This is a genomic window from Streptococcus mitis bv. 2 str. SK95 (genome assembly GCF_000222705.1).
GTDB classification, from domain to species: Bacteria; Bacillota; Bacilli; order Lactobacillales; family Streptococcaceae; genus Streptococcus; species Streptococcus mitis_AY.
Genome location: NZ_AFUB01000014.1, coordinates 12,377 through 33,744 on the forward strand (window position 1 = coordinate 12,377; position 21,368 = coordinate 33,744).

The 21,368-nt window shown below is 38.4% G+C and carries 23 protein-coding genes, 1 tRNA gene, 3 pseudogenes and 1 other annotated feature (1 of these 28 cut by a window edge); of the genes and pseudogenes, 15 read left to right on the forward strand and 12 right to left on the reverse strand.

Going from position 1 to position 21,368, the window contains the following annotated elements; all coding sequences use genetic code 11:
* Positions 1 to 8, forward strand: a binding site (T-box leader) (it extends 218 nt beyond the left edge of the window).
* Positions 9 to 79: 71 nt separating this feature from the next.
* Genes trpE through trpA form a run of 7 tightly spaced genes read left to right on the forward strand, consistent with a single transcriptional unit; the run spans position 80 to position 6,339 of the window.
* Entirely contained in the window at positions 80 to 1,441 is a 1,362-nt protein-coding gene (gene trpE, locus HMPREF9965_RS04495) for an anthranilate synthase component I (RefSeq protein ID WP_000439652.1), read from the forward strand.
* Complete coding sequence (locus tag HMPREF9965_RS04500; protein WP_000601897.1) at positions 1,438 to 2,004, forward strand: aminodeoxychorismate/anthranilate synthase component II; 567 nt, start codon at positions 1,438 to 1,440, stop codon at positions 2,002 to 2,004. Before trpE ends, HMPREF9965_RS04500 begins: the two co-directional genes overlap by 4 nt.
* A gap of 10 nt (positions 2,005 to 2,014) precedes the next feature.
* On the forward strand, positions 2,015 to 3,019 hold the full coding sequence (gene trpD, locus HMPREF9965_RS04505; protein WP_000658696.1) for an anthranilate phosphoribosyltransferase: 1,005 nt from the start codon (positions 2,015 to 2,017) through the stop codon (positions 3,017 to 3,019).
* Positions 3,016 to 3,783: an indole-3-glycerol phosphate synthase TrpC gene (trpC, locus tag HMPREF9965_RS04510; protein WP_000076561.1), complete on the forward strand. Its 768-nt coding sequence runs from the start codon at positions 3,016 to 3,018 to the stop codon at positions 3,781 to 3,783. Before trpD ends, trpC begins: the two co-directional genes overlap by 4 nt.
* Positions 3,770 to 4,369, forward strand: coding sequence for a phosphoribosylanthranilate isomerase (locus tag HMPREF9965_RS04515; RefSeq protein WP_000169869.1), 600 nt, complete (start codon positions 3,770 to 3,772; stop codon positions 4,367 to 4,369). The genes trpC and HMPREF9965_RS04515 overlap by 14 nt, the downstream gene beginning before the upstream one ends.
* Complete coding sequence (gene trpB, locus HMPREF9965_RS04520) at positions 4,347 to 5,570, forward strand: tryptophan synthase subunit beta (RefSeq protein ID WP_000331281.1); 1,224 nt, start codon at positions 4,347 to 4,349, stop codon at positions 5,568 to 5,570. The genes HMPREF9965_RS04515 and trpB overlap by 23 nt, the downstream gene beginning before the upstream one ends.
* Positions 5,563 to 6,339: a tryptophan synthase subunit alpha gene (gene trpA, locus HMPREF9965_RS04525; protein ID WP_001127032.1), complete on the forward strand. Its 777-nt coding sequence runs from the start codon at positions 5,563 to 5,565 to the stop codon at positions 6,337 to 6,339. The genes trpB and trpA overlap by 8 nt, the downstream gene beginning before the upstream one ends.
* Here trpA and HMPREF9965_RS13465 read toward each other — a convergent pair.
* Positions 6,311 to 6,397, reverse strand: a pseudogene (locus HMPREF9965_RS13465) (prepilin peptidase); the annotation flags it as partial. The gene trpA and the pseudogene HMPREF9965_RS13465 overlap by 29 nt on opposite strands.
* A 31-nt stretch (positions 6,398 to 6,428) precedes the next feature.
* Positions 6,429 to 7,328, reverse strand: a complete 900-nt coding sequence (locus tag HMPREF9965_RS04530; RefSeq protein ID WP_000687280.1) for a helix-turn-helix transcriptional regulator — start codon at positions 7,326 to 7,328, stop codon at positions 6,429 to 6,431.
* 78 nt (positions 7,329 to 7,406) lie between these two features.
* Here HMPREF9965_RS04530 and HMPREF9965_RS04535 point away from each other — a divergent pair, with 78 nt between their 5' ends.
* Complete coding sequence (locus HMPREF9965_RS04535) at positions 7,407 to 7,862, forward strand: effector binding domain-containing protein (RefSeq protein ID WP_000682687.1); 456 nt, start codon at positions 7,407 to 7,409, stop codon at positions 7,860 to 7,862.
* On the opposite strand, the gene HMPREF9965_RS04540 is transcribed toward HMPREF9965_RS04535, so the two are convergent.
* Entirely contained in the window at positions 7,851 to 8,513 is a 663-nt protein-coding gene (locus HMPREF9965_RS04540) for a prepilin peptidase (RefSeq protein WP_000566512.1), read from the reverse strand. The genes HMPREF9965_RS04535 and HMPREF9965_RS04540 overlap by 12 nt on opposite strands.
* A 69-nt stretch (positions 8,514 to 8,582) precedes the next feature.
* Here HMPREF9965_RS04540 and HMPREF9965_RS04545 point away from each other — a divergent pair, with 69 nt between their 5' ends.
* The 3 genes from HMPREF9965_RS04545 (at position 8,583) to HMPREF9965_RS04555 (ending at position 10,257) form a co-directional block, all read left to right on the forward strand.
* Complete coding sequence (locus tag HMPREF9965_RS04545) at positions 8,583 to 9,038, forward strand: GNAT family N-acetyltransferase (protein ID WP_000155443.1); 456 nt, start codon at positions 8,583 to 8,585, stop codon at positions 9,036 to 9,038.
* A gap of 102 nt (positions 9,039 to 9,140) precedes the next feature.
* Positions 9,141 to 9,668: a hypothetical protein gene (locus HMPREF9965_RS04550; protein ID WP_000085628.1), complete on the forward strand. Its 528-nt coding sequence runs from the start codon at positions 9,141 to 9,143 to the stop codon at positions 9,666 to 9,668.
* Between the two features lie 67 nt (positions 9,669 to 9,735).
* On the forward strand, positions 9,736 to 10,257 hold the full coding sequence (locus HMPREF9965_RS04555) for a hypothetical protein (protein ID WP_000493726.1): 522 nt from the start codon (positions 9,736 to 9,738) through the stop codon (positions 10,255 to 10,257).
* 218 nt (positions 10,258 to 10,475) lie between these two features.
* On the opposite strand, the gene HMPREF9965_RS04560 is transcribed toward HMPREF9965_RS04555, so the two are convergent.
* The 5 genes and pseudogenes from HMPREF9965_RS04560 to HMPREF9965_RS04580 form a co-directional block, all read right to left on the reverse strand.
* Positions 10,476 to 10,679 (reverse strand): CsbD family protein, encoded by a 204-nt coding sequence (locus HMPREF9965_RS04560; RefSeq protein ID WP_000102421.1) that lies wholly within the window; start codon positions 10,677 to 10,679, stop codon positions 10,476 to 10,478.
* 41 nt (positions 10,680 to 10,720) lie between these two features.
* Positions 10,721 to 11,278 (reverse strand): annotated as a pseudogene (locus HMPREF9965_RS04565) (Asp23/Gls24 family envelope stress response protein); the annotation flags it as partial.
* 37 nt (positions 11,279 to 11,315) lie between these two features.
* Positions 11,316 to 11,486 carry a DUF2273 domain-containing protein gene (locus HMPREF9965_RS04570; RefSeq protein ID WP_000454669.1) on the reverse strand — a complete coding sequence of 57 codons (171 nt, stop codon included), beginning with the start codon at positions 11,484 to 11,486 and terminating at the stop codon, positions 11,316 to 11,318.
* Between the two features lie 10 nt (positions 11,487 to 11,496).
* Positions 11,497 to 12,060 carry an alkaline shock response membrane anchor protein AmaP gene (gene amaP / locus HMPREF9965_RS04575; protein WP_000045615.1) on the reverse strand — a complete coding sequence of 188 codons (564 nt, stop codon included), beginning with the start codon at positions 12,058 to 12,060 and terminating at the stop codon, positions 11,497 to 11,499.
* Positions 12,061 to 12,159: 99 nt separating this feature from the next.
* On the reverse strand, positions 12,160 to 12,396 hold the full coding sequence (locus HMPREF9965_RS04580) for a GlsB/YeaQ/YmgE family stress response membrane protein (protein ID WP_000964741.1): 237 nt from the start codon (positions 12,394 to 12,396) through the stop codon (positions 12,160 to 12,162).
* 296 nt (positions 12,397 to 12,692) lie between these two features.
* On the opposite strand from HMPREF9965_RS04580, the gene HMPREF9965_RS04585 reads away from it, so the two are divergent.
* Together HMPREF9965_RS04585 and HMPREF9965_RS04590 are read left to right on the forward strand one after the other, a co-directional pair.
* Entirely contained in the window at positions 12,693 to 14,174 is a 1,482-nt protein-coding gene (locus HMPREF9965_RS04585; protein ID WP_001205300.1) for a M protein trans-acting positive regulator PRD domain-containing protein, read from the forward strand.
* 297 nt (positions 14,175 to 14,471) lie between these two features.
* Positions 14,472 to 15,182 (forward strand): hypothetical protein, encoded by a 711-nt coding sequence (locus tag HMPREF9965_RS04590; RefSeq protein ID WP_000250595.1) that lies wholly within the window; start codon positions 14,472 to 14,474, stop codon positions 15,180 to 15,182.
* A gap of 94 nt (positions 15,183 to 15,276) precedes the next feature.
* Here HMPREF9965_RS04590 and HMPREF9965_RS12690 read toward each other — a convergent pair.
* Positions 15,277 to 15,745 (reverse strand): annotated as a pseudogene (locus HMPREF9965_RS12690) (XRE family transcriptional regulator).
* Between the two features lie 366 nt (positions 15,746 to 16,111).
* Positions 16,112 to 17,257 (reverse strand): low temperature requirement protein A, encoded by a 1,146-nt coding sequence (locus HMPREF9965_RS04600; RefSeq protein ID WP_000209253.1) that lies wholly within the window; start codon positions 17,255 to 17,257, stop codon positions 16,112 to 16,114.
* Positions 17,258 to 18,061: 804 nt separating this feature from the next.
* Here HMPREF9965_RS04600 and HMPREF9965_RS04605 point away from each other — a divergent pair.
* Positions 18,062 to 19,351, forward strand: coding sequence for a hypothetical protein (locus HMPREF9965_RS04605; RefSeq protein ID WP_001062788.1), 1,290 nt, complete (start codon positions 18,062 to 18,064; stop codon positions 19,349 to 19,351).
* Between the two features lie 9 nt (positions 19,352 to 19,360).
* The gene (locus HMPREF9965_RS04610; RefSeq protein WP_001055012.1) at positions 19,361 to 20,449 is read left to right on the forward strand and encodes an AI-2E family transporter; all 1,089 of its coding nucleotides are present in this window, start codon (positions 19,361 to 19,363) and stop codon (positions 20,447 to 20,449) included.
* A gap of 140 nt (positions 20,450 to 20,589) precedes the next feature.
* Here HMPREF9965_RS04610 and HMPREF9965_RS04615 read toward each other — a convergent pair.
* A tRNA-Lys gene (locus HMPREF9965_RS04615) sits at positions 20,590 to 20,662 on the reverse strand.
* Positions 20,663 to 20,724: 62 nt separating this feature from the next.
* Positions 20,725 to 21,240 (reverse strand): DUF308 domain-containing protein, encoded by a 516-nt coding sequence (locus HMPREF9965_RS04620; protein ID WP_000672740.1) that lies wholly within the window; start codon positions 21,238 to 21,240, stop codon positions 20,725 to 20,727.
* Positions 21,241 to 21,368: the final 128 nt, after the last annotated feature.

Sequence of the window (21,368 nt, forward strand, 5' to 3'; positions counted from 1 at the left end):
TCCTCACGCAAGTTATTTTGCGTGGGGATTTTTCATACAGTCGCCACGGACTAGAAGTAGAACTGAAAGGGAAATTACAATGGAACGAATCATTCATGGAGATGTCTTATCACCAATCTTGGCTTATATGCGCCTAAAGGGGCAACACAAGGTGATCTTAGAAAGTATTCCGAGAGACAAGGAAACAGCTCGTTTTTCTATCCTAGCCTATAATCCAGTTTTTGAGATTAAGTTTGAAAATGGAGTCCTTTATCAAAATGGGCAAGTGATTGATCGGGATCCCTTGGATTTCCTTTATGAAGTGACTCATAAGAGCCAGCACCATTCAGATCTCCCTTTTGGTGGGGGAGCTATTGGCTTTGTTGGTTACGATATGATTTCGCTCTATGAGGAAATCGGTCAAATCCCCCAAGATACCATTGGGACGCCAGACATGCATTTCTTTGTCTATGAGAGTTATATGGTCTTTGACCACAAGAAAGAAAAAATCCATGTCATTGAGGATGCTCTCTATAGCGAGCGCAGTACAGAGGATTTGGAAGAAGCCGTGAAGCAAGTGCTGGAGGAATTACGCATCCCTGCTTCAAATGAATTTGAAGATTTGGATTTATCTCCGCTGGACTTCAAACCCCATATCACTCCTCAGAAGTTTGAGCAAATGGTCGAAACCGCTCGTGGCTTGATTCGTAATGGTGATATGTTCCAATGCGTGCTCAGTCAGCGTTTCTCAGCAGAAGTTACTGGAAATCCATTTGACTTCTACAGAAATCTCCGCGTGACCAATCCATCTAATTATCTCTATTTCTACGATTTTGGGGATTATCAAATCATCGGTGCCAGTCCAGAAAGTTTGGTTTCTGTCAAAAATGGCATTGTGACAACCAATCCGATTGCTGGTACGCGACCAAGAGGGGCTACGGATGAAGAGGACAAGGCCTTGGCGACAGACCTCCTGTCCGATGAGAAGGAAACAGCAGAACATCGGATGTTGGTAGACTTGGGACGTAACGATATTGGCCGCATCTCTGAAACGGCAAGTGTCCAAGTCACTAAGTATATGGAAGTGGAGCTTTTCCGCTATGTCATGCATTTGACCAGTGTTGTGAAAGGGCGTTTGCTTCCCGAACTCACTGCCATGGATGCCTTGAAAGCTACACTTCCAGCTGGAACAGTGTCGGGAGCACCAAAGATTCGGGCCATGAGACGGATCTATGAACTGGAAACAGAAAAACGTGGTGTATACGCAGGAGCAATCGGCTACTTGTCTGCGACTGGTGATATGGATTTGGCCATTGCCATCCGAACTATGATTCTTAAAAATCAAACAGCCTATGTGCAGGCTGGGGCAGGCATTGTCTACGACTCCATCTCCCAAAACGAATACCAAGAAACCATTAACAAGGCTAAATCTATGACTAGAATTGGAGAACTAAGACCATGATTTTATTGATTGATAACTATGATTCTTTTACCTATAACTTGGCCCAATACATCGGGAATTTCGCAGAAGTTCAGGTCTTGAGAAATGATGATCCCAAGCTATATGAAGAAGCTGAAAAAGCAGATGGTCTGGTTTTTTCTCCTGGTCCAGGTTGGCCAGTGGATGCTGGAAAGATGGAAGACATGATTCGTGACTTTGCAGGTAAGAAGCCGATTCTTGGAATTTGTTTGGGTCACCAAGCTATCGCAGAAGTCTTTGGTGGGAAGCTAGGCTTGGCTCCAAAAGTCATGCATGGGAAACAGAGCCACATCAGCTTTGAAGCGCCATCTGTTCTCTATCAAGGCATTGAGGATGGTCGTCCAGTTATGCGTTACCACAGTATTTTGATTGAAGAAATGCCAGACGGCTTTGAAGTGACAGCACGTTCGACTGATGACCAAGCCATTATGGGAATTCAACACAAAACCCTTCCAATTTATGGCTTCCAGTACCATCCAGAGAGTATCGGAACGCCAGACGGCTTGTCTTCTATTCGGAATTTTATCGAGAAGGTTGTAAAGTGAGGAAACTAGGATGAAAGAGATTATTGAAAAATTAGCAAAATTTGAAAATTTATCAGGTGTGGAAATGACGGATGTCATTGAGCGTATCGTTACTGGACGTGTAACCGAAGCGCAGATTGCTTCTCTTCTCTTGGCCCTTAAGATGAAGGGGGAAACACCGGAAGAGCGCACAGCCATTGCACAAGTTATGAGAGGACACGCTCAACATATTCCAACTGAGATTCATGACGCCATGGACAACTGTGGTACTGGTGGAGACAAGTCCTTCAGCTTTAACATTTCAACAACTGCAGCCTTTGTCTTGGCTGGTGGCGGCATTCACATGGCCAAGCACGGTAACCGTTCGATTTCTTCTAAATCGGGTTCGGCAGATGTCCTTCAAGCATTGGGCATCAATCTTGACCTCAAACCAGCTGAACTAGGTAAGGTTTTTGATAAAACTGGCATCGTCTTTCTCTTTGCTAAAAATATGCACCCAGCTATGAAGTACATCATGCCAGCTCGTTTGGAGTTAGGAATTCCAACGATCATGAACTTGACTGGTCCACTGATTCACCCAATGGCTTTGGAAACACAGCTTCTTGGCATTAGTCGTCCAGAACTTCTAGAAAGTACAGCTCAGGTTTTGAAAAATATGGGGCGAAAACGTGCCGTTGTGGTTGCTGGACCAGAAGGGCTGGATGAAGCTGGCTTGAACGGAACAACCAAGATTGCTCTTCTTGAAAATGGCGAAATCACCTTGTCAAGCTTCACTCCAGAGGATTTGGGGATGGAGCGCTACGCTATCGAAGATATTCGTGGAGGGAATGCTCAGGAAAATGCAGAAATCTTGCTTAGCGTTCTTAAAAACGAACCAAGTCCATTCTTGGAAACGACAGTTTTAAATGCTGGTCTTGGTTTCTATGCCAATGGTAAGGTAGCTAGTATCAAGGAAGGAGTTGCCTTGGCTCGTCAAGTGATTGCTAGTGGCAAGGCCCTTGAAAAACTCAGACTGTTACAGGAGTACCAAAAATGAGTCAGGAATTTTTAGCACGAATCTTGGAGCAGAAGGCGCGTGAGGTCAAGAAGATGGAACTGGAGGAAATCCAGCCCCTACGCCAGACCTATCGCTTAGCAGAATTTTTGAAGAATCACCGTGACCGTTTGCAGGTAATCGCTGAAGTCAAAAAGGCTAGCCCTAGTCTGGGAGATATCAATCTCGATGTGGATATTGTGCAACAGGCCCAGACTTATGAAGCAAATGGTGCAGTGATGATTTCGGTTTTGACAGATGAGGTTTTCTTTAAAGGGCATTTGGATTATCTGCGGGAGATTTCTAGTCAGGTAAACATTCCAACGCTCAACAAGGACTTTATCATCGATGAAAAGCAAATCATCCGTGCTCGCAATGCCGGCGCGACAGTTATCTTGCTCATCGTAGCTGCCTTGTCAGAAGAACGCCTCAAGGAACTGTATGACTACGCGACAGAGCTTGGTCTGGAAGTCTTGGTGGAGACTCACAATCTAGCTGAACTAGAGGTGGCCCACAGACTGGGTGCTCAGTTTATTGGGGTTAACAACCGCAACTTGACTACCTTTGAAGTTGACTTGCAGACTAGTGTAGACTTGGCCCAGTACTTTAAGGAAGGTCGCTATTATATTTCTGAATCTGCTATTTTCACAGGGCAGGATGCAGAACGAGTAGCAGAATCCTTTAACGGAATTTTGGTGGGCACAGCTCTCATGCAGGCAGAGGATGTGCCCCAGAGAATTAAGGAGTTGCAGATTGACAAAGGTTAAGATTTGTGGATTGTCGAACAAAGAAGCGGTAGAGACAGCCGTATCAGCAGGGGCAGACTACATCGGTTTTGTCTTCGCCCCTAGTAAAAGACAGGTTACCTTGGAAGAGGCTACAGAGCTGGCAAAGCTCATTCCTGTGAACGTTAAGAAGGTTGGTGTATTTGTTTCACCAAGTCGAGCTCAACTGCTAGAAGCGATTGAAAAGGTTGGCTTGGACCTAGTTCAAGTTCACAGTCAGGTGGCGGATGAGTTGTTTGAGGATTTACCTTGTGCCAGCATTCAGGCTGTGCAGGTGGATGGAAATGGTCATGTGCCTAATTCTCAGGCGGATTATCTCCTCTTTGATGCCCCTGTGGCTGGGAGTGGTAAGACCTTTGACTGGGGTCAACTGGATACGTCTGGACTAGCCCAGCCATTTTTCATCGCAGGTGGGCTTAATGAAGACAATGTAGAAGAAGCAATTCAACACTTTACTCCCTATGCAGTAGATGTATCGAGTGGAGTGGAGACAGATGGACAGAAAGATCAGGAAAAGATTAGAAGATTTATAGAGAGGGTAAAGCATGGCATATCAAGAACCAAATAAAGATGGATTTTACGGAAAATTCGGCGGACGTTTCGTCCCAGAAACATTGATGACAGCAGTTTTGGAGTTGGAAAAAGCTTATCGTGAAAGTCAGGCGGACCCAAGTTTCCAAGAGGAATTAAACCAGCTCTTACGCCAGTATGTAGGACGTGAAACTCCCCTTTACTACGCAAAAAACTTGACCCAGCATATCGGCGGAGCCAAGATTTATCTCAAACGGGAAGATCTCAACCATACAGGGGCCCACAAGATTAACAATGCCTTGGGACAAGTTCTTCTGGCTAAACGTATGGGCAAAAATAAAATTATCGCTGAAACAGGTGCTGGTCAGCACGGTGTGGCAACTGCAACAGCTGCAGCCCTCTTTAACATGGAATGTACCATCTATATGGGTGAGGAAGATGTCAAACGCCAAGCCCTTAATGTCTTCCGTATGGAGCTTTTGGGAGCCAAGGTCGAGGCTGTGACTGATGGTTCGCGCGTGCTCAAGGATGCGGTTAATGCAGCCCTTCGTTCATGGGTGGCAAATATCGATGATACCCACTATATCCTTGGTTCTGCCTTGGGACCTCATCCTTTCCCAGAAATCGTTCGTGACTTCCAAAGTGTCATCGGTCGAGAAGCTAAACAACAGTACCGTGACTTGACAGGACAAGACTTACCAGATGTCCTAGTAGCCTGTGTTGGTGGTGGTTCTAATGCTATCGGTCTCTTCCATCCATTTGTGGAAGATGAATCTGTAGCTATGTATGGAGCTGAAGCAGCAGGACTAGGTGTGGATACGGAGCACCACGCAGCGACCTTGACCAAGGGTCGCCCAGGAGTTCTTCACGGTTCTCTCATGGATGTTCTCCAAGATGCCCATGGACAAATCTTAGAAGCCTTCTCTATCTCAGCTGGATTGGACTATCCTGGTATCGGTCCAGAACACTCTCACTACCACGATATCAAACGTGCCAGCTATGTTCCTGTGACAGATGAGGAAGCCTTGGAAGGATTCCAACTCTTGTCTCGTGTGGAAGGAATTATCCCAGCTTTGGAATCTAGCCATGCCATTGCCTTCGCGGTGAAATTGGCCAAAGAACTTGGTCCAGACAAGTCAATGATTGTCTGCCTATCCGGTCGTGGGGATAAGGATGTAGTCCAAGTCAAAGACCGCTTGGAAGCAGATGCAGTAAAGAAGGGAGAAGCCCATGCCTAAGACACTAACAGAAAAATTGAACGCTATCAAAGCAACTGGAAAAGGAATTTTTGTTCCTTATATCATGGCTGGGGACCACGAGAAAGGTTTGGATGGTCTCGCTGAAACAATCCACTTTTTAGAAGATTTGGGTGTTTCAGCTATTGAAGTGGGCATTCCCTTTTCAGACCCTGTTGCAGATGGGCCTGTTATCGAAGAAGCAGGCTTGCGCAGTCTAGCCCACGGGACTTCTACCCAGGCTTTGGTTGAAACCTTGAAAACCATTCAGACTGAGGTGCCACTTGTCATCATGACCTACTTTAACCCCCTCTTTCAGTACGGTGTGGAGAAATTTGTCAAAGATCTGACAGATACAGCCGTTAAGGGATTGATTATCCCAGACCTGCCTCATGAACATACCAACTTTGTGGAGCCTTTTTTGGCAGACACAGATATCGCTTTAATTCCCCTAGTTAGTTTGACAACAGGACTTGAACGTCAGAAAGAATTGATCAAGGGAGCGGAAGGCTTTGTCTATGCCGTTGCCATCAATGGGGTGACAGGAAAATCAGGAAATTACCGCGCAGACTTGGACAAGCACTTGGCACAATTGCATCAAGTGGCGGATATCCCAGTCTTGACAGGTTTTGGCGTATCTAGTCAGGATGATGTGGAACGCTTCAATGCGGTGTCCGATGGCGTTATCGTTGGTTCGAAAATTGTAAAAGCTCTCCACAAAGGAGAGCCGATTGAGAACTTTATCAAACAAGCAGTAGCTTACCAAAAATAATCAAACAAGCAGCAAGTAAGAGGAAAGGCACAAAAGGAAGTCTTTCCTTTTTCTTTTGAGGGTATAAGTTCATGAATGACAGTTGATTATTAGTTTGGGTATTGCTTATGAATGGTATCTATATAGTTGGTGAAATGTTTCAGGAAATGCTTAGGAGATATAACAGTGATGTATTTTCCAAAAGCAAGCAAGGTATTGTATCCCCAATCATTGTCGTGTAAGGGATAAGTAATCTCGTAAATATCGCTAGTAATAGGTTTTATGGCATTATAGCCTAAGAGTTCCACAAACCGATCAAGGACAATTTTCTGGACATGCAGGATGACAGGTACTTTGTTTTCATTCATCCATGTACCACCATCATAGGGAAGTGGTGTAAAATGTCTTTTTGAAAAAGTATCGGAGAGAGTAAGTTCACTAATTCTAGCAACTTTATAAACAGAAAAACGTTCTTTTTCAGTATCGTAGGCATCCATATACCAACTCCGATCCTTATAGACAATACGGTAAGGCTCACAATGTTTTTGACTCACCAGTCCTTGTGAATTAATATAGGAAAATTTTATTTTTACTCTACTTCTGATAGCTTCCAATAACTTAAAAATCAAAGTTCGTATTTCCAAGTTCCCTTGAGATAGAGACAAATCAATTTCGAAATCAGAGTATGTATTGGTAGCATTTAATTTCAATATAGCATTGAAAGTAGAGGAATCTTCCAATACTTGATAACGGCTTTTTAAACCAGATTCGATCGAAAGCCGTTCGGATTGGGTCAGGGGAGGTTTATCAGTTTGGAAGTCTTCCATAAGAAAAATGCCTCCATTTTTTCCTTTCATTACATAGAGAGGAATGCCTGCAAGAGATAAATCATCAATATCTCTCATAATAGTTCGTGTGCTGACTTTAAAAAGTTCTGATAATTCTTTAGCTGTTGTTTTTCGTTTATTTACTAAATGAGAAATAATCCCCATTTGACGGTCGATTTTCATAATTTTCTCCTTTAATATGACAGATAGGTGTCATATTACTTTTGTTATGATTATACCATAAAGAAAGGAGTTCATATAATGAAACATCAAACTAAACCATCGTTTACCTTAGTTGGCAAGAGTATTTTGATAGAAGGAACTACAGTTCATGAACATCACTATTCTAAAGAGAAGACGACCTTCTATGCTCAGTTATTTAAAGAAGGGATGCTGGGGAAATTGATGCCCCATTCTCTAGATAAAAAAGGCTATGCTTTGATTGTTCCTCATAAAGATGGTATTCAATACTACGCAGGAGTTGCGACAAATAATGCTGTGGCAGGTTACGAAAGCATTCTTGTCCCAGAGAAAGATTATTTAGTAAGCTCATCCAATGGTGATAAATCAAGACTCTTGTTTGATAAATTGGAGGATAACTTTTTTGAGGGAGAATATAGTTCACTTTACAATGATGGAATTATCTTAGAAATACTTTTAAACGGTAATCCTATGGATGCAGAAGTTGAGCTTTGGATTCCCACCTCAACAAACTAATAAGAACTGATAGAAAATTATTATAGTCGCAGCAAGTAAGAGGAAAGGCACGAAAGGAAGTCTTTCCTTTTTCTTTTGCAGGAGAAAGGCCAGAATGCCCGTCGCAGAAGCAATCTGGATCAAGATGAGTAGTTCTGTCGCGCTAAAGACAAGCGCACAAGAAGCCAGAAAGAGAAAATCCCCTGCGCCTATTCGGATATCGATAAAATGAGCCATGATTCCAAGGGCAAGGAAAAAGAGCATAATCAGATTCCAACCAGAGCAGGCCATGAGGATTAGGTGGAAAATCATCCAGACCAGTAAGGGATACTCCTGATGGCGAAAGTCATAGATTCCCAAGGTCAAACCAGCAGTGATGAGGATGACTTGACCTAAGGAAAGCCAGCCCCAAGACCAAGCTAGAAAGAGGAGTCCTAAGCCTAGTTCAAAGAGGGCATACCAGAATGGATAGCGAATCTTGCAGTAGCGACAGCGAAAACGATTAACCACCTGCGAAAGGATAGGAATCAAATCTAGCGGACGCAAGCGAGTTTGACAGGAATCGCAGTGGCTAGAAGGAAAGATAATAGACTGCTCTGGAAAACGGTCAATGACCAAACCCAAGAAAGAAGCGAGAATGCTCCCGACAAGAAAAAAATAAAGATCAATCATACTTATCTATTCGTAAAAAATAGGAGAAGTAGTATAATAAAGAAACATAGATAAGATGGTGAGGTCAAGATGACAATTCGTTTTGAAGAAAATGTGAGCCCAGAAAGTGCTCAACTCGTATGCCAATGGTCTAACTCCCTTGGCAAATCCTTTCAAGAACAATGGATGGGACCAATGATTCCTTTTCCCTTGACCATTCAAGTCTTGCAAGATTTGGAAGGAATCTTTTCAATCTTTGATGGACAAGAGTTTGTGGGGCTTATCCAGAAAATCAGGCTAGAAGACAGGAATCTTCATATCGGGAGATTTTTTATCAATCCCCAGAAACAGGGGCAGGGCTTAGGTAGCCAGACTTTAAGGAAATTTGTTAGTTTGGCATTTGAAAATGAAGACATAGATACTATTTCTCTTAATGTCTACGAGGCAAATCAAACAGCTTACAATCTTTACCAAAAAGAAGGATTTGAAATCGTTCAAATGGTTGAAACACCTATACGAAAATACATCATGAAAAAGGGTAGATAGCAGTCACTTGAGTTAGAGTCCCAAGGATATCCGAGGATAAGGCAGTTACCTTTCAAAGTTGGAAACAAGATTTCTATGATTTCTTAGATAGAGGAGATAAACATGTCGAGATGTAGAAAAATACGAATCTTGCTCGCTTCTGTAATTGCCTTAGCTACTGGCTTGAATCTTTATTTTCAGTATCAAAACCATCAAGAACATATGCAATTAAAAACCTCCTTTGAAGAGAGGGACAATATAGCAGTCTTACAATATTTAATGGATTCAGGAAAATATGCGTCCGACATGCGAAAAGCTGGCTATGTTGTTCCTCCCGATGGTGCTATCCGCTTGGATGGAGGGATTGACTCCATAGGGATAAAAGGAGACATCGATTTGGATATCTCAAATCCGGGACGGAATGGGGTAACTGCTTATTTTAGAATAGAGATAGATGGTAAAATAACTAGTGTACTATATGAATTGGATAAGAACTTTGATTTAGTTTCTAGCAGCTACTTTCAAGTTAATGAAAACAATATAAAAGAAAGTGTGAACACCTCTCCAGCCGAAGAAGAACGCCTGTTAAAGATTGTTCGAAAAGAGTTGAAAGCCTTTCTAGATAAGATGTATCAGACTTTGTATGGTTGAGCTTACTAGTAAGAAATGAACACGAGACTTTGTTGGGGATGTGAACGAGGATAAAAAAGGGGACAAAATGTTTACAGAATTGCTCTTTATTGTCTCTTTTGTCTTACTTTTACGTTTGTTTAAAAGTAGGCGCTCACGAATGATTATAGGAGTCTTGTATAGTTTGCTACTAGTTTGGTTTGTCTTTTCAGTTTTGAGCTATGGCAAATACACTCTTCAACCAGGTCAATCCGTCAACTTAAGAGTAAATCCCAGAACACAAGATTTGGAATACTATTCAATCTTCATCTTGAAGAAAAACGATTCAAGCAGAATTAAATTAACTGGCTCTGGTGTTTGGAGTGAAAGAAACAGCGATGTTTACTATGAAGTAGAGGAACAAAAAATTATAAAAAGCCATGGTTTGGACGAGGAGGACGAAAAACTTCCAAACAAGCAACCAGATATTTATTTAGAAAAAGATGGAGTTGTTGTAAGTTATCAAGGTGAAAAAGTGTTTGATGCCACCAATAACAAGCCCTACACGATAACCATTACCAACGTAGACAATCAACCAGCCCAATTTGAGGCTCAGGTGGTGGATAAATAAGCCAGTCTAGTGGTGTGCAAGCTTTTAAATTTTCTTTCTTTAAAAAGGGAGATATTATTTTAAACAAGCAAAAAGCCTTGATTCCAAGGCTCTTCCTGTTGACAATTCCTTTTAACGAAAATTGGGAAACGTGTTTAGAATCCGATCTACAAAAAAAGAGGACATTTGCGGTCCTCTTTTTGACTACTATATATAAAAAGGTCAATTAATGTTTAGTCTTATTTTTCGTCTTTGTGAAGCATGTTTTTAACACCTTCAATAGCGCCTTCGACAGCATCTTTAGCATCTTCAGCAACTTCTTTTACTTTAGAAACAACTTTTTCAGCTGTTCCTTCTTTTTCCATTTTTTCATCGCCGATCATTTTGCCGACACCTTCTTTAATGGAACCTTTTGCTTGATTTAATTTTTCTTCTGTTGACATGATTCTGCCTCCTTTAAATTGATTGATTTAGACCAGATGAATTAGTGTACGCGAGCATTTTCCTTTGCTTCGCCCTTAACGGCTTCAACACCTTCGCCTACTTTTTCTTGAACAGCAGCAACACCTGAACCGATACCAGATTTCACTTTTTCAAATTGTTCTGAAGCAAATTCTCCTGTTGAAGAAGCCACGTCAGTTACTCGGTCTTGAAGGCTAACTGAATCTGCTTCATGCTGTTCCTTCGTTTTGATATCAACAACATTCACATTGACTTCAACAACTTCTAGATCAGTCATTTTTGTAACTTGTGATACCACAACATCTTTGATTTCTTTGTACAAAGCTGGAACATTCTTTTGGTATTCAACAACAATGTTCAAGTCAACTGCAACTTGTTCTTTCCCAACTTCAACATTGACACCATGAGTGACATTATCTGTATTGATAATTTTTTCTGTTAGATTAGAGAAGAATCCTCCATCCACATCCAAAAGTCCAGGTACTTTTTCAAGTGAAAGACCAATGATTTTTTGGATGACTTTGTCTTCATAAGTGAGTTCCCCTTTAACATCTTGAGAAACAACAGCAACATCTTTTTTTCTACATTTTTATCTACGTTTGACATACGAGACTCCTTTATTTATTTAAATATTTTTCCTTAACATAGTATCCAGCAAATGCTCCTAAGGCTCCACAAATTAGTACAAATAGTGTTTTGAAAAAGCCAAAGGATAAGATAAAGCAAGCGAGAATGACACCTACTAAACCTGCAATAATTGGATACTGATATTTTTTAAACCATTCCATTTTTACTTCCTTACTTTACACGACTAACAGTCTTTTTGGTCGTTTTTCGAGGTTCAACTTCTTTAACTTTAACTTCAAGTTTTACCTCACGTTCAATACCAAAGAACTGCTTTAATCCATGAGTTATTTCATTCTGAATGACTAGACATCGATTTGAGATGTTGTCTGAAGGAAGAATTTTTCCTTCTACAGTAACGAAACATTTATTTTTGCGGCTATTTACATGGACCGTTGGTTCTTTCATCAACTGATGATCAATGACCAAACATCGAACAAAGCCTTCGATAGCTGAATTTTTTAGTTTTAATGTATCTTCTTGAGTTTCTAATTGAATCTCTAAATATTGTTTAGGATAAAAGAGTATCACTAACATTGAAATTAAAACTAAAACCGATAGGACAAGTGTCCCCCAAAAGACATATCTAGCAATCAGAAATTCAGCGTAGAAATCTCTCCAACTGAATAAGTGGATATCTAAATCACTGACCTGATGATAATCTATGAGAATAGGAAGGAAAATAGTCAAGATTAAGATACAGAAAATAAGTAACAATATTTTCTTTGATTTTGACATATTAAATCCTTTCAAATGAAAAGCTTTAAACCATAATTTTACCCGTCTACAGTATTCAAAATTATGGCTTATCACTTTTAATTTCTTATTAGGTAATGCTTATTTTTTACCAAATAGAAATGAAACGACTGCAACAACAATCACAGCACCAACGATTGACGGAATAATAGCCATTCCAGCCAATGAAGGTCCCCAGCTTCCTAGAAGTGATTGCCCTACAGACGAACCGATAAGACCTGCAAAGATATTTGCAATCAATCCCATTGAACCACCTTTTTTAGTGATTGCACCTGCGATGAGACCAATAAGACCTCCTACAATAATGGACCACAACATAGTGTATCCTCCTTTTCTATTTCTAAATCAAAGAATCAATTTCTTTGATTACACTAATTATATAGTATTTCAACTTGGAAACATAATAGTTTGTCTTGAATTACATATCGTAAACATGTACTTTAGATACAAATAAATAAGAAAATCTTGATGCTACTGGGTTTCTAAGGGATTAGACTGGTCTTTTTATGACAAGCAAAAGTCGTTGTAAGAGGATAAATGGACTCCATGTGGTATAATTGCATGAAGATTGAAAGACAATCGTTTAGTTTATTATAAAGAGAGAAAAGCTATTCATGAGAGATTTATTATCGAAAAAAAGTCACAGACAATTAGAATTATTAGAATTACTGTTTGAAAACAAACGCTGGTTTCATATTTCAGAACTAGCAGAATTATTGCACTGTACAGAACGTTCTGTAAAAAATGACTTGTCCCATGTCAGGTCTTCTTTTCCTGACTTGATATTTCATTCCTCAACAAACGGCATCCGTATCATTAATACCGATGATAGTGATATTGAGATGGTCTATCATCATTTTTTTAAGCATTCAACCCACTTTTCAATTTTAGAATTTGTCTTCTTTAATGAAGGATGTGATACTGATAGTATTTGCAAAGAGTTTTATATCAGTTCTTCCTCTCTTTATCGTATCATCAGTCATATTAATAAAATTATTAAGAAACAATATCGTTTTGAAATTAGCCTCAATCCAGTTCGAATCACTGGAAATGAGATTGATATCCGTTACTTTTTTGCCCAGTATTTTTCAGAGAAATATTATTTCCTTGAATGGCCCTTTGAAGATTTTTCTCAAGAACCCTTGTCTCAATTATTGGAATTAGTCTATAAAGCAACTTCTTTCCCGATGAATTTATCAACTCACAGAATGTTAAAATTACTTCTGGTTACAAATTTATATCGCATAAAGTTTGGTCATTTCATGGAAGTTGAGAGAGACTCTTTTAACAATCAATTGTTGGAATCGTTTATGCAGGCAGAAGGAATCAACGAGATTGTAGCGAGTTTTGATTCTGAATATCAGATCTCACTGAATAAAGAAGTAATAGGTCAATTATTTGTAACCTATTTTCAAAAAATGTTTTTCATAGATGAAGAAGTATTTCTCAACCATGCAAAAACAGACAGCTATGTAAAAAAATCGTATCAGTTATTGGGAAAGCTAGTAGATCAGGTATCAAGAGAGTATAATCTTCAAGTAGACAATAAGGACAATCTGATTTGGCATCTGCACAATACGGCACATCTGCATCGCCAGGAATTATCAACAGAGTTTATCTTATTTGATCAAAAAGGCAATACAATCAAGAACTTTCAAAATATTTTCCCTCGCTTTGTTTCAGAGGTGAAGGAAGGGATTGAACACTATCTAGAGGCTTTGGATATGGATCGTAATTCAATGAAGGTCAATCATTTATCCTATACTTTTATCACCCATAGCAAACACTTAGTGTTAAATCTTTTACAAAACCAACCTAAATTAAAGGTTTTGGTCGTGAGTAATTTTGATCAGTATCATGCAAAATCAGTAGCCGAGACACTTGCTTACTATTGCAGTAACAATTTTGAACTGGAAGTTTGGAGTGAATTAGAGTTATCCCTTGATGCTCTAAAAGAATCACCTTACGACATCATTATTTCTAATTTTATTATTCCGCCGATTGAAAATAAGAGACTGATCTATTCCAATAATGTCAATACAGTCGCTCTCATCTCTTTGCTTAACGCAATGATGTTTATTCGATTAGACGAGTAACTAAGAATAATAAAAAAGCCTTGATTCCAAGGCTTTTCCTGTTGTATTTAGATGTCCTGCAAGCATTTTTAAGAAATCTTCATCTTGAAACTAACCAAAAATGTTGAAATATAAACGATTTTTGGAAGATACTTGGAATAATTTTGAATGTGATTATTTCAAAACGCGGCAAAAGTGGGGCAAAAACGATTGACTCACATTTGGTTTGAAAACCTATAATACCTAATGATTATGCTATACTAGATATATAGTGTTGTTATCAATAAATATCAGTGCGAGATCAAATCGGAGGATAAAATGGTTCAACAGATGAATGATAAAATTGCATTTTTAAATCGTTACACGTTATCATCTAAAAATAAAGTAGAATTTATAACTGATAAATCAACAATTGTAAATGCACCGATTCCAGAATATTGGAAAGCAGCATTTCTAGCCGATACTTTGGAAGATAGAAAATCAGTTGTTTTAGGAGAATGGCAGAAATATCTTGCAAGGGAATTGAGCAATACTATTCTTTATCTACAAACATATCTGACTGATATTGAGTTGATGAGAATTGGAGAAGAGTATTCTATTTTATATACGGTTCTTAGTTACAAGACGAAAAAGCTAGCTTTTTACGAAGGGAAAAACCCACTATCTGAATCAAATCTTGGTGAAAAATTTGATTGTCCAGTTGAAAATATAGATAAAACAATTGTAGACTTTTACACAAAAGTTCATAATGGCTTTTATTACTATCCGAGTAAAACAATGGGTTTGGATAGCACTGAAAATATCGATTCCATGGCTGATTTTGAATGGGAATATGAAGACCAGCTGGAGATGGATTTGACCTCTTGCTACAACTTTTTCAGTAACGGGATGGGAACCTATATCGTTTTGGATTTGACGAAGAATATAGAAAATGGAGCTTATCTTTGGTCCACTAAAGAGCTTCCTAAAGGAAATTTAAATTTCTGGAACTTCATTGATGAATGGATAATCATTGCTTTGGATTTTTAAGTTTTTGAATTAAAATTGAATGACCGAACGAGGCAACTGGAAGAACTGAAGAATAAGATTTTACAATAGAAAAGCGAGGTTATCCTCGCTTTTTTTAATCTAATAAGTCCTTATTTTCAATTAAGAGTTCTAGTGGAGATTTGTCTCTTGCTACAATAAAACCAGGTTCATATTGGGTATGAAATGTTCTTTTCTGAGAAGTTGGATCAGTATACAACTCTTCTCCATCTTTTGTGTATAGTTGTTTGCCTCTTGTTAGGTAAAGTAAATCCCTCTAAGTACTGTCCATCAGTATGCAGGAAATGTTCGATGTATTTGACAGCTTTTAAGATCTCACTTACTTTATCAGCGTATTCATTCGATTCAAGAACACTCTTTTCTAATTCAATCTCTTTACTCGTTCCAAATAGTTGGGTTGGAGTTGCATTAAAATATTCTGCTATCTTATCCAAATTTGCAAAGGTAGGATATCTTTTTTGTTTTTCGTAGAGGGGTAAAAGAACTTTTTTACACACCAAAAATATCTTGAGTATCTGTTGATAGAATAAAAGTAGGGAGGACACAAAAAAAGCCTTGTAAATCAAGGCTTTTTCCTGTTGTTTAGATGCCCCCTGCATGAATTTGTAAGAACTTTTCATATTGAAAATAAACAAAAATGTTGAAATATAGCTGATTTTAGGGAAATACATTTAGGTATTTTCAATGTCAGGATTTAAAAATGGGGCAAAAGTGGGGCAAAAACAAATTAACGAAAAAAATATCGAGTTCGTGCATCAAGTAAATGATAAATTGCAAGAATAAGTGCAACATTTACTCGAACTCATCCTCTAGAGCTTCACTAGCAGTTCTGTAAGCTAAACATTTTCGTGGTCGGTGATTGATATCATATAAAGCCTTGGTTCCCAAAGCTTTTTTATGTTATAAACTCATTAAAATAACTCCCAGTTAGATTTGGAATATTTTTTATTCTGTGTCACATAAAAATAAATAAAATGAATGGCTATAGCTAGAGCTAAAATGGTTGTTATACTCACTACTATTATAGGATTAGAAGCAAAGATTAAAGAGAGAATCAAGGCAGCCAGATAGAGTGTCGCTTGGACACAGTAGTAACTTTTCGAATAGCGAAGATAGTGTTTGTTATGGGGCCCATTTACTAGGACAGCAGCTTGAAAGAGGCCAAATCCGATATAAGAGAAGCTGGTTGCAAAGAGACGATTAGCTTCAGGATTCTGAAGAAATCCCATCGATACAGTCATCATCATAAGTCCAATGAAAATAGGATAGTGACTGTAAATTAGAAATAGCCCCTTTTGATTAGATTTTTCATCAATAGCATGGTCGAATTGACCAAAATAAAACAAGAACAGAGAAATCATAATAATGAAATAAAGAACCGAATAAATCGAGAAATTCTCGATTGTAAAGAAGTTAGCTAGCTCCGTAATCATCTCTCCAAACATAATAATGACAAGAAGGGAGATGCGCTCGATTAAATGGGGGAGATTTACCTGGTAATGCTTATCTTTATTAAGCAAGATACTTGGCATAATAAATGTTAGCAGAATACTAGCAAATAAGATATAGACTCTAAGGTAAATAGGAAGAAGAGCTGCTAGATAGAATCCTAAACTTCCTAGACCTGTTATCCATAGAAAACCTTTGATACTTTCCCGATTAGCATCATCGGTTGATTTTCTAAAAAATTCAACCAAATATTGAAAAAATAAGGTAAGGGTTAATGTACCAATAGCCCAACAGAGATAATGAAAATATTGTTGCCAATCAGGTCCAATCATATTGGCTATAAAGAGTAAAATTCCCATTTTGATAAACATGATTACTATGTTAAATAAAGAGTTCTTTCCATAGCGATTGGTATAATCGGTTTGAATCATCCAGGAATCGATGAGAAACAAAGTAGCAATGAGAAAATCAAGGAAAGAATTCCAAGTCAAAATACCGTTATGAAGATGGTCAATTAAAGTAGTTACTTTTGAAATTGCAAAAACAAAAACTAAGTCATAAAAAAGTTCTGAAAATTCTACACGTTTATGTTTAATAAGAGTTGTCATCTTAAGTCCTTTCTATTCTAGAAGTACAATTTATTATAACAGAAAATGGTAATGAGAGAAAAGGATATGCTTAAATAACTTCATGTGACGCGAATGAACTGCGCCACAAAAGTTAGGTTTTTTCTGTCTAACTTTTGGGGTGCAGTTCAGAAGGGGTGTTTTTTCTATCGTTTTTTAGTGCTAAGACTACACAAAAAAGCCTTGATTCCAAGGCTTTTTCCTGTTGTATTTAGATGCCCCCTACAGGGATTTGGAAAGGACTTTCATATTGAGAGCAATTAAAAATATTGAAATATAAGTGATTTTAGGTATTTTCAATGTCATGATTTAAAAATGGGACAAAAGTGGGGCAAAAACCATACAGATTCTAAACTGTATGGTTCTTTTTTTATCTAACCAAGAAAGGTTAAAACTTATTAAAACAAATGCAATCAACTGTTGAAAACTTTTTAGTCCGTGTAATATAAAAACAAGTAAAAAGTTGAACTATAGGGAATATTGTGTCATAATAGGTAATAGATGAATAATTAATAGATTGGAAATAATGCTTTCTTACCTTAACAAGTTGAATTGGTTATACATTTTTTCGTCGCAATTGTGTCTATCTCTCGAGTTTAGCTAGTTTTTATAAGCTCTGGTTTCTAATCAATATAACAAATTTTAGAAGTGCATAAGACAAGATGGTGACATTACTACAGTCATTTCTAGTCACCATATGTTGCTGGCACAGGCTGTTTGTAGTGTTGGCTATTTACTAGTCAGTTTAATCGGAGTGTTTAATTTTTATTGTTGAAAGGTTTTTATATGGCGAAAATTCTATCTTTAGGTCTGACAGGTAAGAAATTACTTGCTCAGGGGTTCTTGTTTGTTCTGCTAGGTCTCATCTTGATGGTCACGGGGACTTGGTTGCCAGTAACAGTTATTCGCCTGGTTCTGTTTTTAGCTTGGATAGCAACGGTCGTAGATTTGCTATTAAGAGTTTTCAAAAAAAGCCAGTCAACGGATACCTTGGGAGTTGCACTGGTTAAATTGTTAGTGCTGGGATATTTGCTAGGTTCTAATCTTGCGACTGATATACCGATTTATGTTCTGGCTCTTGTGATTGGAGTTTATCAGATTTTTCATGCTAGTATTAACCTTGTCACCTATGTTCTCTACCGTAAAAATAATATTCGACCTCGTTTTCGTCTCTTACTAGATGGACTCGTACTAGTTTTTCTTGGTGGGACTAGTCTTTTGTCCTCTACAGGAAATTCTGTCTTTCAACTCTTTGTATTAGGGGCTTATTTTTTCCTTTATGGTCTGTCCAATATCCGTGATGGTTTCTTGTTTGAGGAGGAAATTGGGAAAAACCATCTCAAACGTCGTGTAAGAATGAGCTTACCTATTGTCCTAGCCGCTCTCATCCCTGCAAGTACTTTAGCAAAAATCAACAAATTCATGCAGGAAAATGCTGATGAGAGAGAGGATATCCATCTTGGAATGGTGAAGTCTGGTAAGACAGCGGAGCTTGAAATTTTTGTTCATACAGCTGAGACCTCTCTGTTTTCGGCAATTGGTCATGTGGATATCTGCTATCAAGGCCGTGTTATTTCTTATGGCAACTATGATCCGTCTTCTGAGACCTTATTTGGCATGGTAGGAGATGGTGTCTTATATTTCTGTGATCGTGACAAGTACATTGACCTATGTAAACGTGAGAGTCAAAAAACGCTTTTTGGTTATGGGATAGATTTGACGCCTGAAATGGAAAAAGCAGTTCAGAAAAAGTTGGCTGAATTGAAACAACTGACGATTCCATGGGAGCCAAGTGCAGATAAAATCATGACAGGTGATGGTAAGGAAGACTACACCTACGCTTATAAAATCAGACATGAGACAGATGGGGAACTTTATAAATTTATCAAATCTAAGTTTAAATCCTACTTTGTCTTATCTACAAACTGTGTGCTCTTGGCTGATACCATAGTCGGTCAGGCTGGCACCGATATCCTCTCACCCAAAGGATTTATCGCTCCAGGAACTTACCAAGCCTACCTTAATCGAGAGTTTGAAAAACCAAATAGTATAGTCGTATCTAAACATGTTTATTAAGGAGAATTTATGAACTTAGTAAAAAAATACACCCCGTTAATACTTTTTATAGGGCTGGTTGCTCTTGTAATTCTGAATGCATCGAGCTTTATATCAGGAGCAATCTCTCTCTTTGATGTAATATCAACCTTGATTTATGGTGCTGTTATTGCTTTTGTGCTTAATGTTCCTATGAAAAAAATTGAACAGTACTTAGTTAAATTGAAGGTAAAGGCAGAGTTGCGTCGTCCGATTGCCATGGTACTTGTTTTCCTAGCTCTTATCTTAATCGTGATTGCTCTTTTGGTTTTGGTGCTGCCAACCCTAGCCCAGACTATTAGTCAGCTGGGAGCAGTCCTTTCAACAGTCCTGACTCAACTTGGGAAATTGCTAGACAGCTCGGAATTTGTAACCAAAGACATGCTGTCAACTATCGTATCAGGAATTCAGGGACAGTCTAGCTCTATTAGTCAAGCTTTGATAACCTTCTTATCCGGTCTGACTAGTAATATAGGAAATATTTTTTCAAGTATAATGAATGCCTTTCTGATTATAGTATTTACCTTTTTATTTTTATCCAGTAAGGAACATCTGGCAGCGATGACGAGTAGACTTCTAAAAGTTATATTTCCAGAGAAAGTGGTGACAAAGTTAACTTACATTGGACAAGTAGCACTAGAGACTTATGACCAATTTTTGATGAGTCAGCTGATTGAAGCAGTCATCATAGGAGTTATGATAGCGGTTGGCTACAGCCTGTTTGGACTACCTTATGGGGTAATGACAGGTATATTTGCAGGAGTGCTATCGTTCATTCCTTATGTAGGGCCTATGATTGCTTGTGTTGTGGGAGCGATTTTTATCTTCACAGTGAGTCCTACTCAAGCCTTACTTTCTCTTCTTCTATATCAAGTTATACAGCTGATTGAAGGAAACCTTATTTATCCTAGAGTTGTAGGTCAGTCTATTGGTTTGCCAGCTATTTTCACGCTTGCGGCTGCTAGTATTGGAGGGAATCTTTTCGGACTACTTGGAATGATATTCTTTACCCCCGTATTTGCTGTTATCTATCGACTGGTTAAAGAATTTGTCGTTGCAAAGGAAAATCAGGTAGATTAAGAAAAACTAAATTTAATAAGATATACTGAGAAGAGAGTGAGAGATTCTCTTCTCTTTTATTTTTAAATACTTTTCTACAAAAAGCTATTAGACGTTAAAAAAAGCCTTGGTTTCAAGGCTTATTTCTGTTGATTTAGATGTGCCCCCTGCAGGGCTCGAACCTGCGCCCCATAGCTTAAGAGTCTACTGCTCTACCAACTGAGCTAAGGAGGCAACAGAAAAAGCTGAGAATGTAACTTCCCAGCTATTTTAATATGCCCAAAATGGCAGCTAGATTATTTACGAAAGGCATCAAGGATATAGGTGAAACCAACAATTAAAAATGCAAAGGCAACGACATAAACGACAAAGACACTTGTAGCTACTGGATTGAACAAAATCACTAGACCTAGTAAAAATGCAAGCAACGCTATCCACATGATATGGTTGCCAATAATAGGGAAAATCAATCCCAGACGATTGCCTTTAAAGAAAACTATAATGGCTTCTACAATTAACCAAATTCCTAAAATAGTTGGAATGACAACTGGCAGCGTCACAAAGCCATAGGCAACGAGGTAAAGAGCTAAGAGAAGATTAACAATCCCTTGGAAAAGATGAGCTGGTGAGCGAAGCTCTTTTGGTACAGAGAAATAGCCTAAAATAGCTGCTATAGAAGAAACCAGTAAACCAAATGCAATCCACCAGCTGTAAGCAACAAGATTAGCTACTGGGTTTGTAAATAGGAAAAGTCCTAAAAGGACAAAAACAACTCCTGCAAGGAATAGCAGTAAACGATTAGAAAATTTCATTTCAATACCCCCTATATAGTATAGTATAGTTTGATAATAAAAATATTATACACCTTTTTAGAGGAAATGTCAATAACAAAATGGAAAATTTGGAAGTTTCAGCCTGACTTACAAAAAGAAAGGAGTTT

Excerpts from the sequence above, each read along its gene's own strand:
- trpE (WP_000439652.1), top strand. The coding sequence starts at position 80 with ATGGAACGAATCATTCATGGAGATGTCTTATCACCAATCTTGGCTTAT.
- HMPREF9965_RS04500 (WP_000601897.1), top strand. The coding sequence starts at position 1,438 with ATGATTTTATTGATTGATAACTATGATTCTTTTACCTATAACTTGGCC.
- trpD (WP_000658696.1), top strand. The coding sequence starts at position 2,015 with ATGAAAGAGATTATTGAAAAATTAGCAAAATTTGAAAATTTATCAGGT.
- trpC (WP_000076561.1), top strand. The coding sequence starts at position 3,016 with ATGAGTCAGGAATTTTTAGCACGAATCTTGGAGCAGAAGGCGCGTGAG.
- trpB (WP_000331281.1), top strand. The coding sequence starts at position 4,347 with ATGGCATATCAAGAACCAAATAAAGATGGATTTTACGGAAAATTCGGC.
- trpA (WP_001127032.1), top strand. The coding sequence starts at position 5,563 with ATGCCTAAGACACTAACAGAAAAATTGAACGCTATCAAAGCAACTGGA.
- HMPREF9965_RS04530 (WP_000687280.1), bottom strand. The coding sequence starts at position 7,328 with ATGAAAATCGACCGTCAAATGGGGATTATTTCTCATTTAGTAAATAAA.
- HMPREF9965_RS04535 (WP_000682687.1), top strand. The coding sequence starts at position 7,407 with ATGAAACATCAAACTAAACCATCGTTTACCTTAGTTGGCAAGAGTATT.
- HMPREF9965_RS04540 (WP_000566512.1), bottom strand. The coding sequence starts at position 8,513 with ATGATTGATCTTTATTTTTTTCTTGTCGGGAGCATTCTCGCTTCTTTC.
- HMPREF9965_RS04545 (WP_000155443.1), top strand. The coding sequence starts at position 8,583 with ATGACAATTCGTTTTGAAGAAAATGTGAGCCCAGAAAGTGCTCAACTC.
- HMPREF9965_RS04550 (WP_000085628.1), top strand. The coding sequence starts at position 9,141 with ATGTCGAGATGTAGAAAAATACGAATCTTGCTCGCTTCTGTAATTGCC.
- HMPREF9965_RS04555 (WP_000493726.1), top strand. The coding sequence starts at position 9,736 with ATGTTTACAGAATTGCTCTTTATTGTCTCTTTTGTCTTACTTTTACGT.
- HMPREF9965_RS04560 (WP_000102421.1), bottom strand. The coding sequence starts at position 10,679 with ATGTCAACAGAAGAAAAATTAAATCAAGCAAAAGGTTCCATTAAAGAA.
- HMPREF9965_RS04570 (WP_000454669.1), bottom strand. The coding sequence starts at position 11,486 with ATGGAATGGTTTAAAAAATATCAGTATCCAATTATTGCAGGTTTAGTA.
- amaP (WP_000045615.1), bottom strand. The coding sequence starts at position 12,060 with ATGTCAAAATCAAAGAAAATATTGTTACTTATTTTCTGTATCTTAATC.
- HMPREF9965_RS04580 (WP_000964741.1), bottom strand. The coding sequence starts at position 12,396 with ATGTTGTGGTCCATTATTGTAGGAGGTCTTATTGGTCTCATCGCAGGT.
- HMPREF9965_RS04585 (WP_001205300.1), top strand. The coding sequence starts at position 12,693 with ATGAGAGATTTATTATCGAAAAAAAGTCACAGACAATTAGAATTATTA.
- HMPREF9965_RS04590 (WP_000250595.1), top strand. The coding sequence starts at position 14,472 with ATGGTTCAACAGATGAATGATAAAATTGCATTTTTAAATCGTTACACG.
- HMPREF9965_RS04600 (WP_000209253.1), bottom strand. The coding sequence starts at position 17,257 with ATGACAACTCTTATTAAACATAAACGTGTAGAATTTTCAGAACTTTTT.
- HMPREF9965_RS04605 (WP_001062788.1), top strand. The coding sequence starts at position 18,062 with ATGGCGAAAATTCTATCTTTAGGTCTGACAGGTAAGAAATTACTTGCT.
- HMPREF9965_RS04610 (WP_001055012.1), top strand. The coding sequence starts at position 19,361 with ATGAACTTAGTAAAAAAATACACCCCGTTAATACTTTTTATAGGGCTG.
- HMPREF9965_RS04620 (WP_000672740.1), bottom strand. The coding sequence starts at position 21,240 with ATGAAATTTTCTAATCGTTTACTGCTATTCCTTGCAGGAGTTGTTTTT.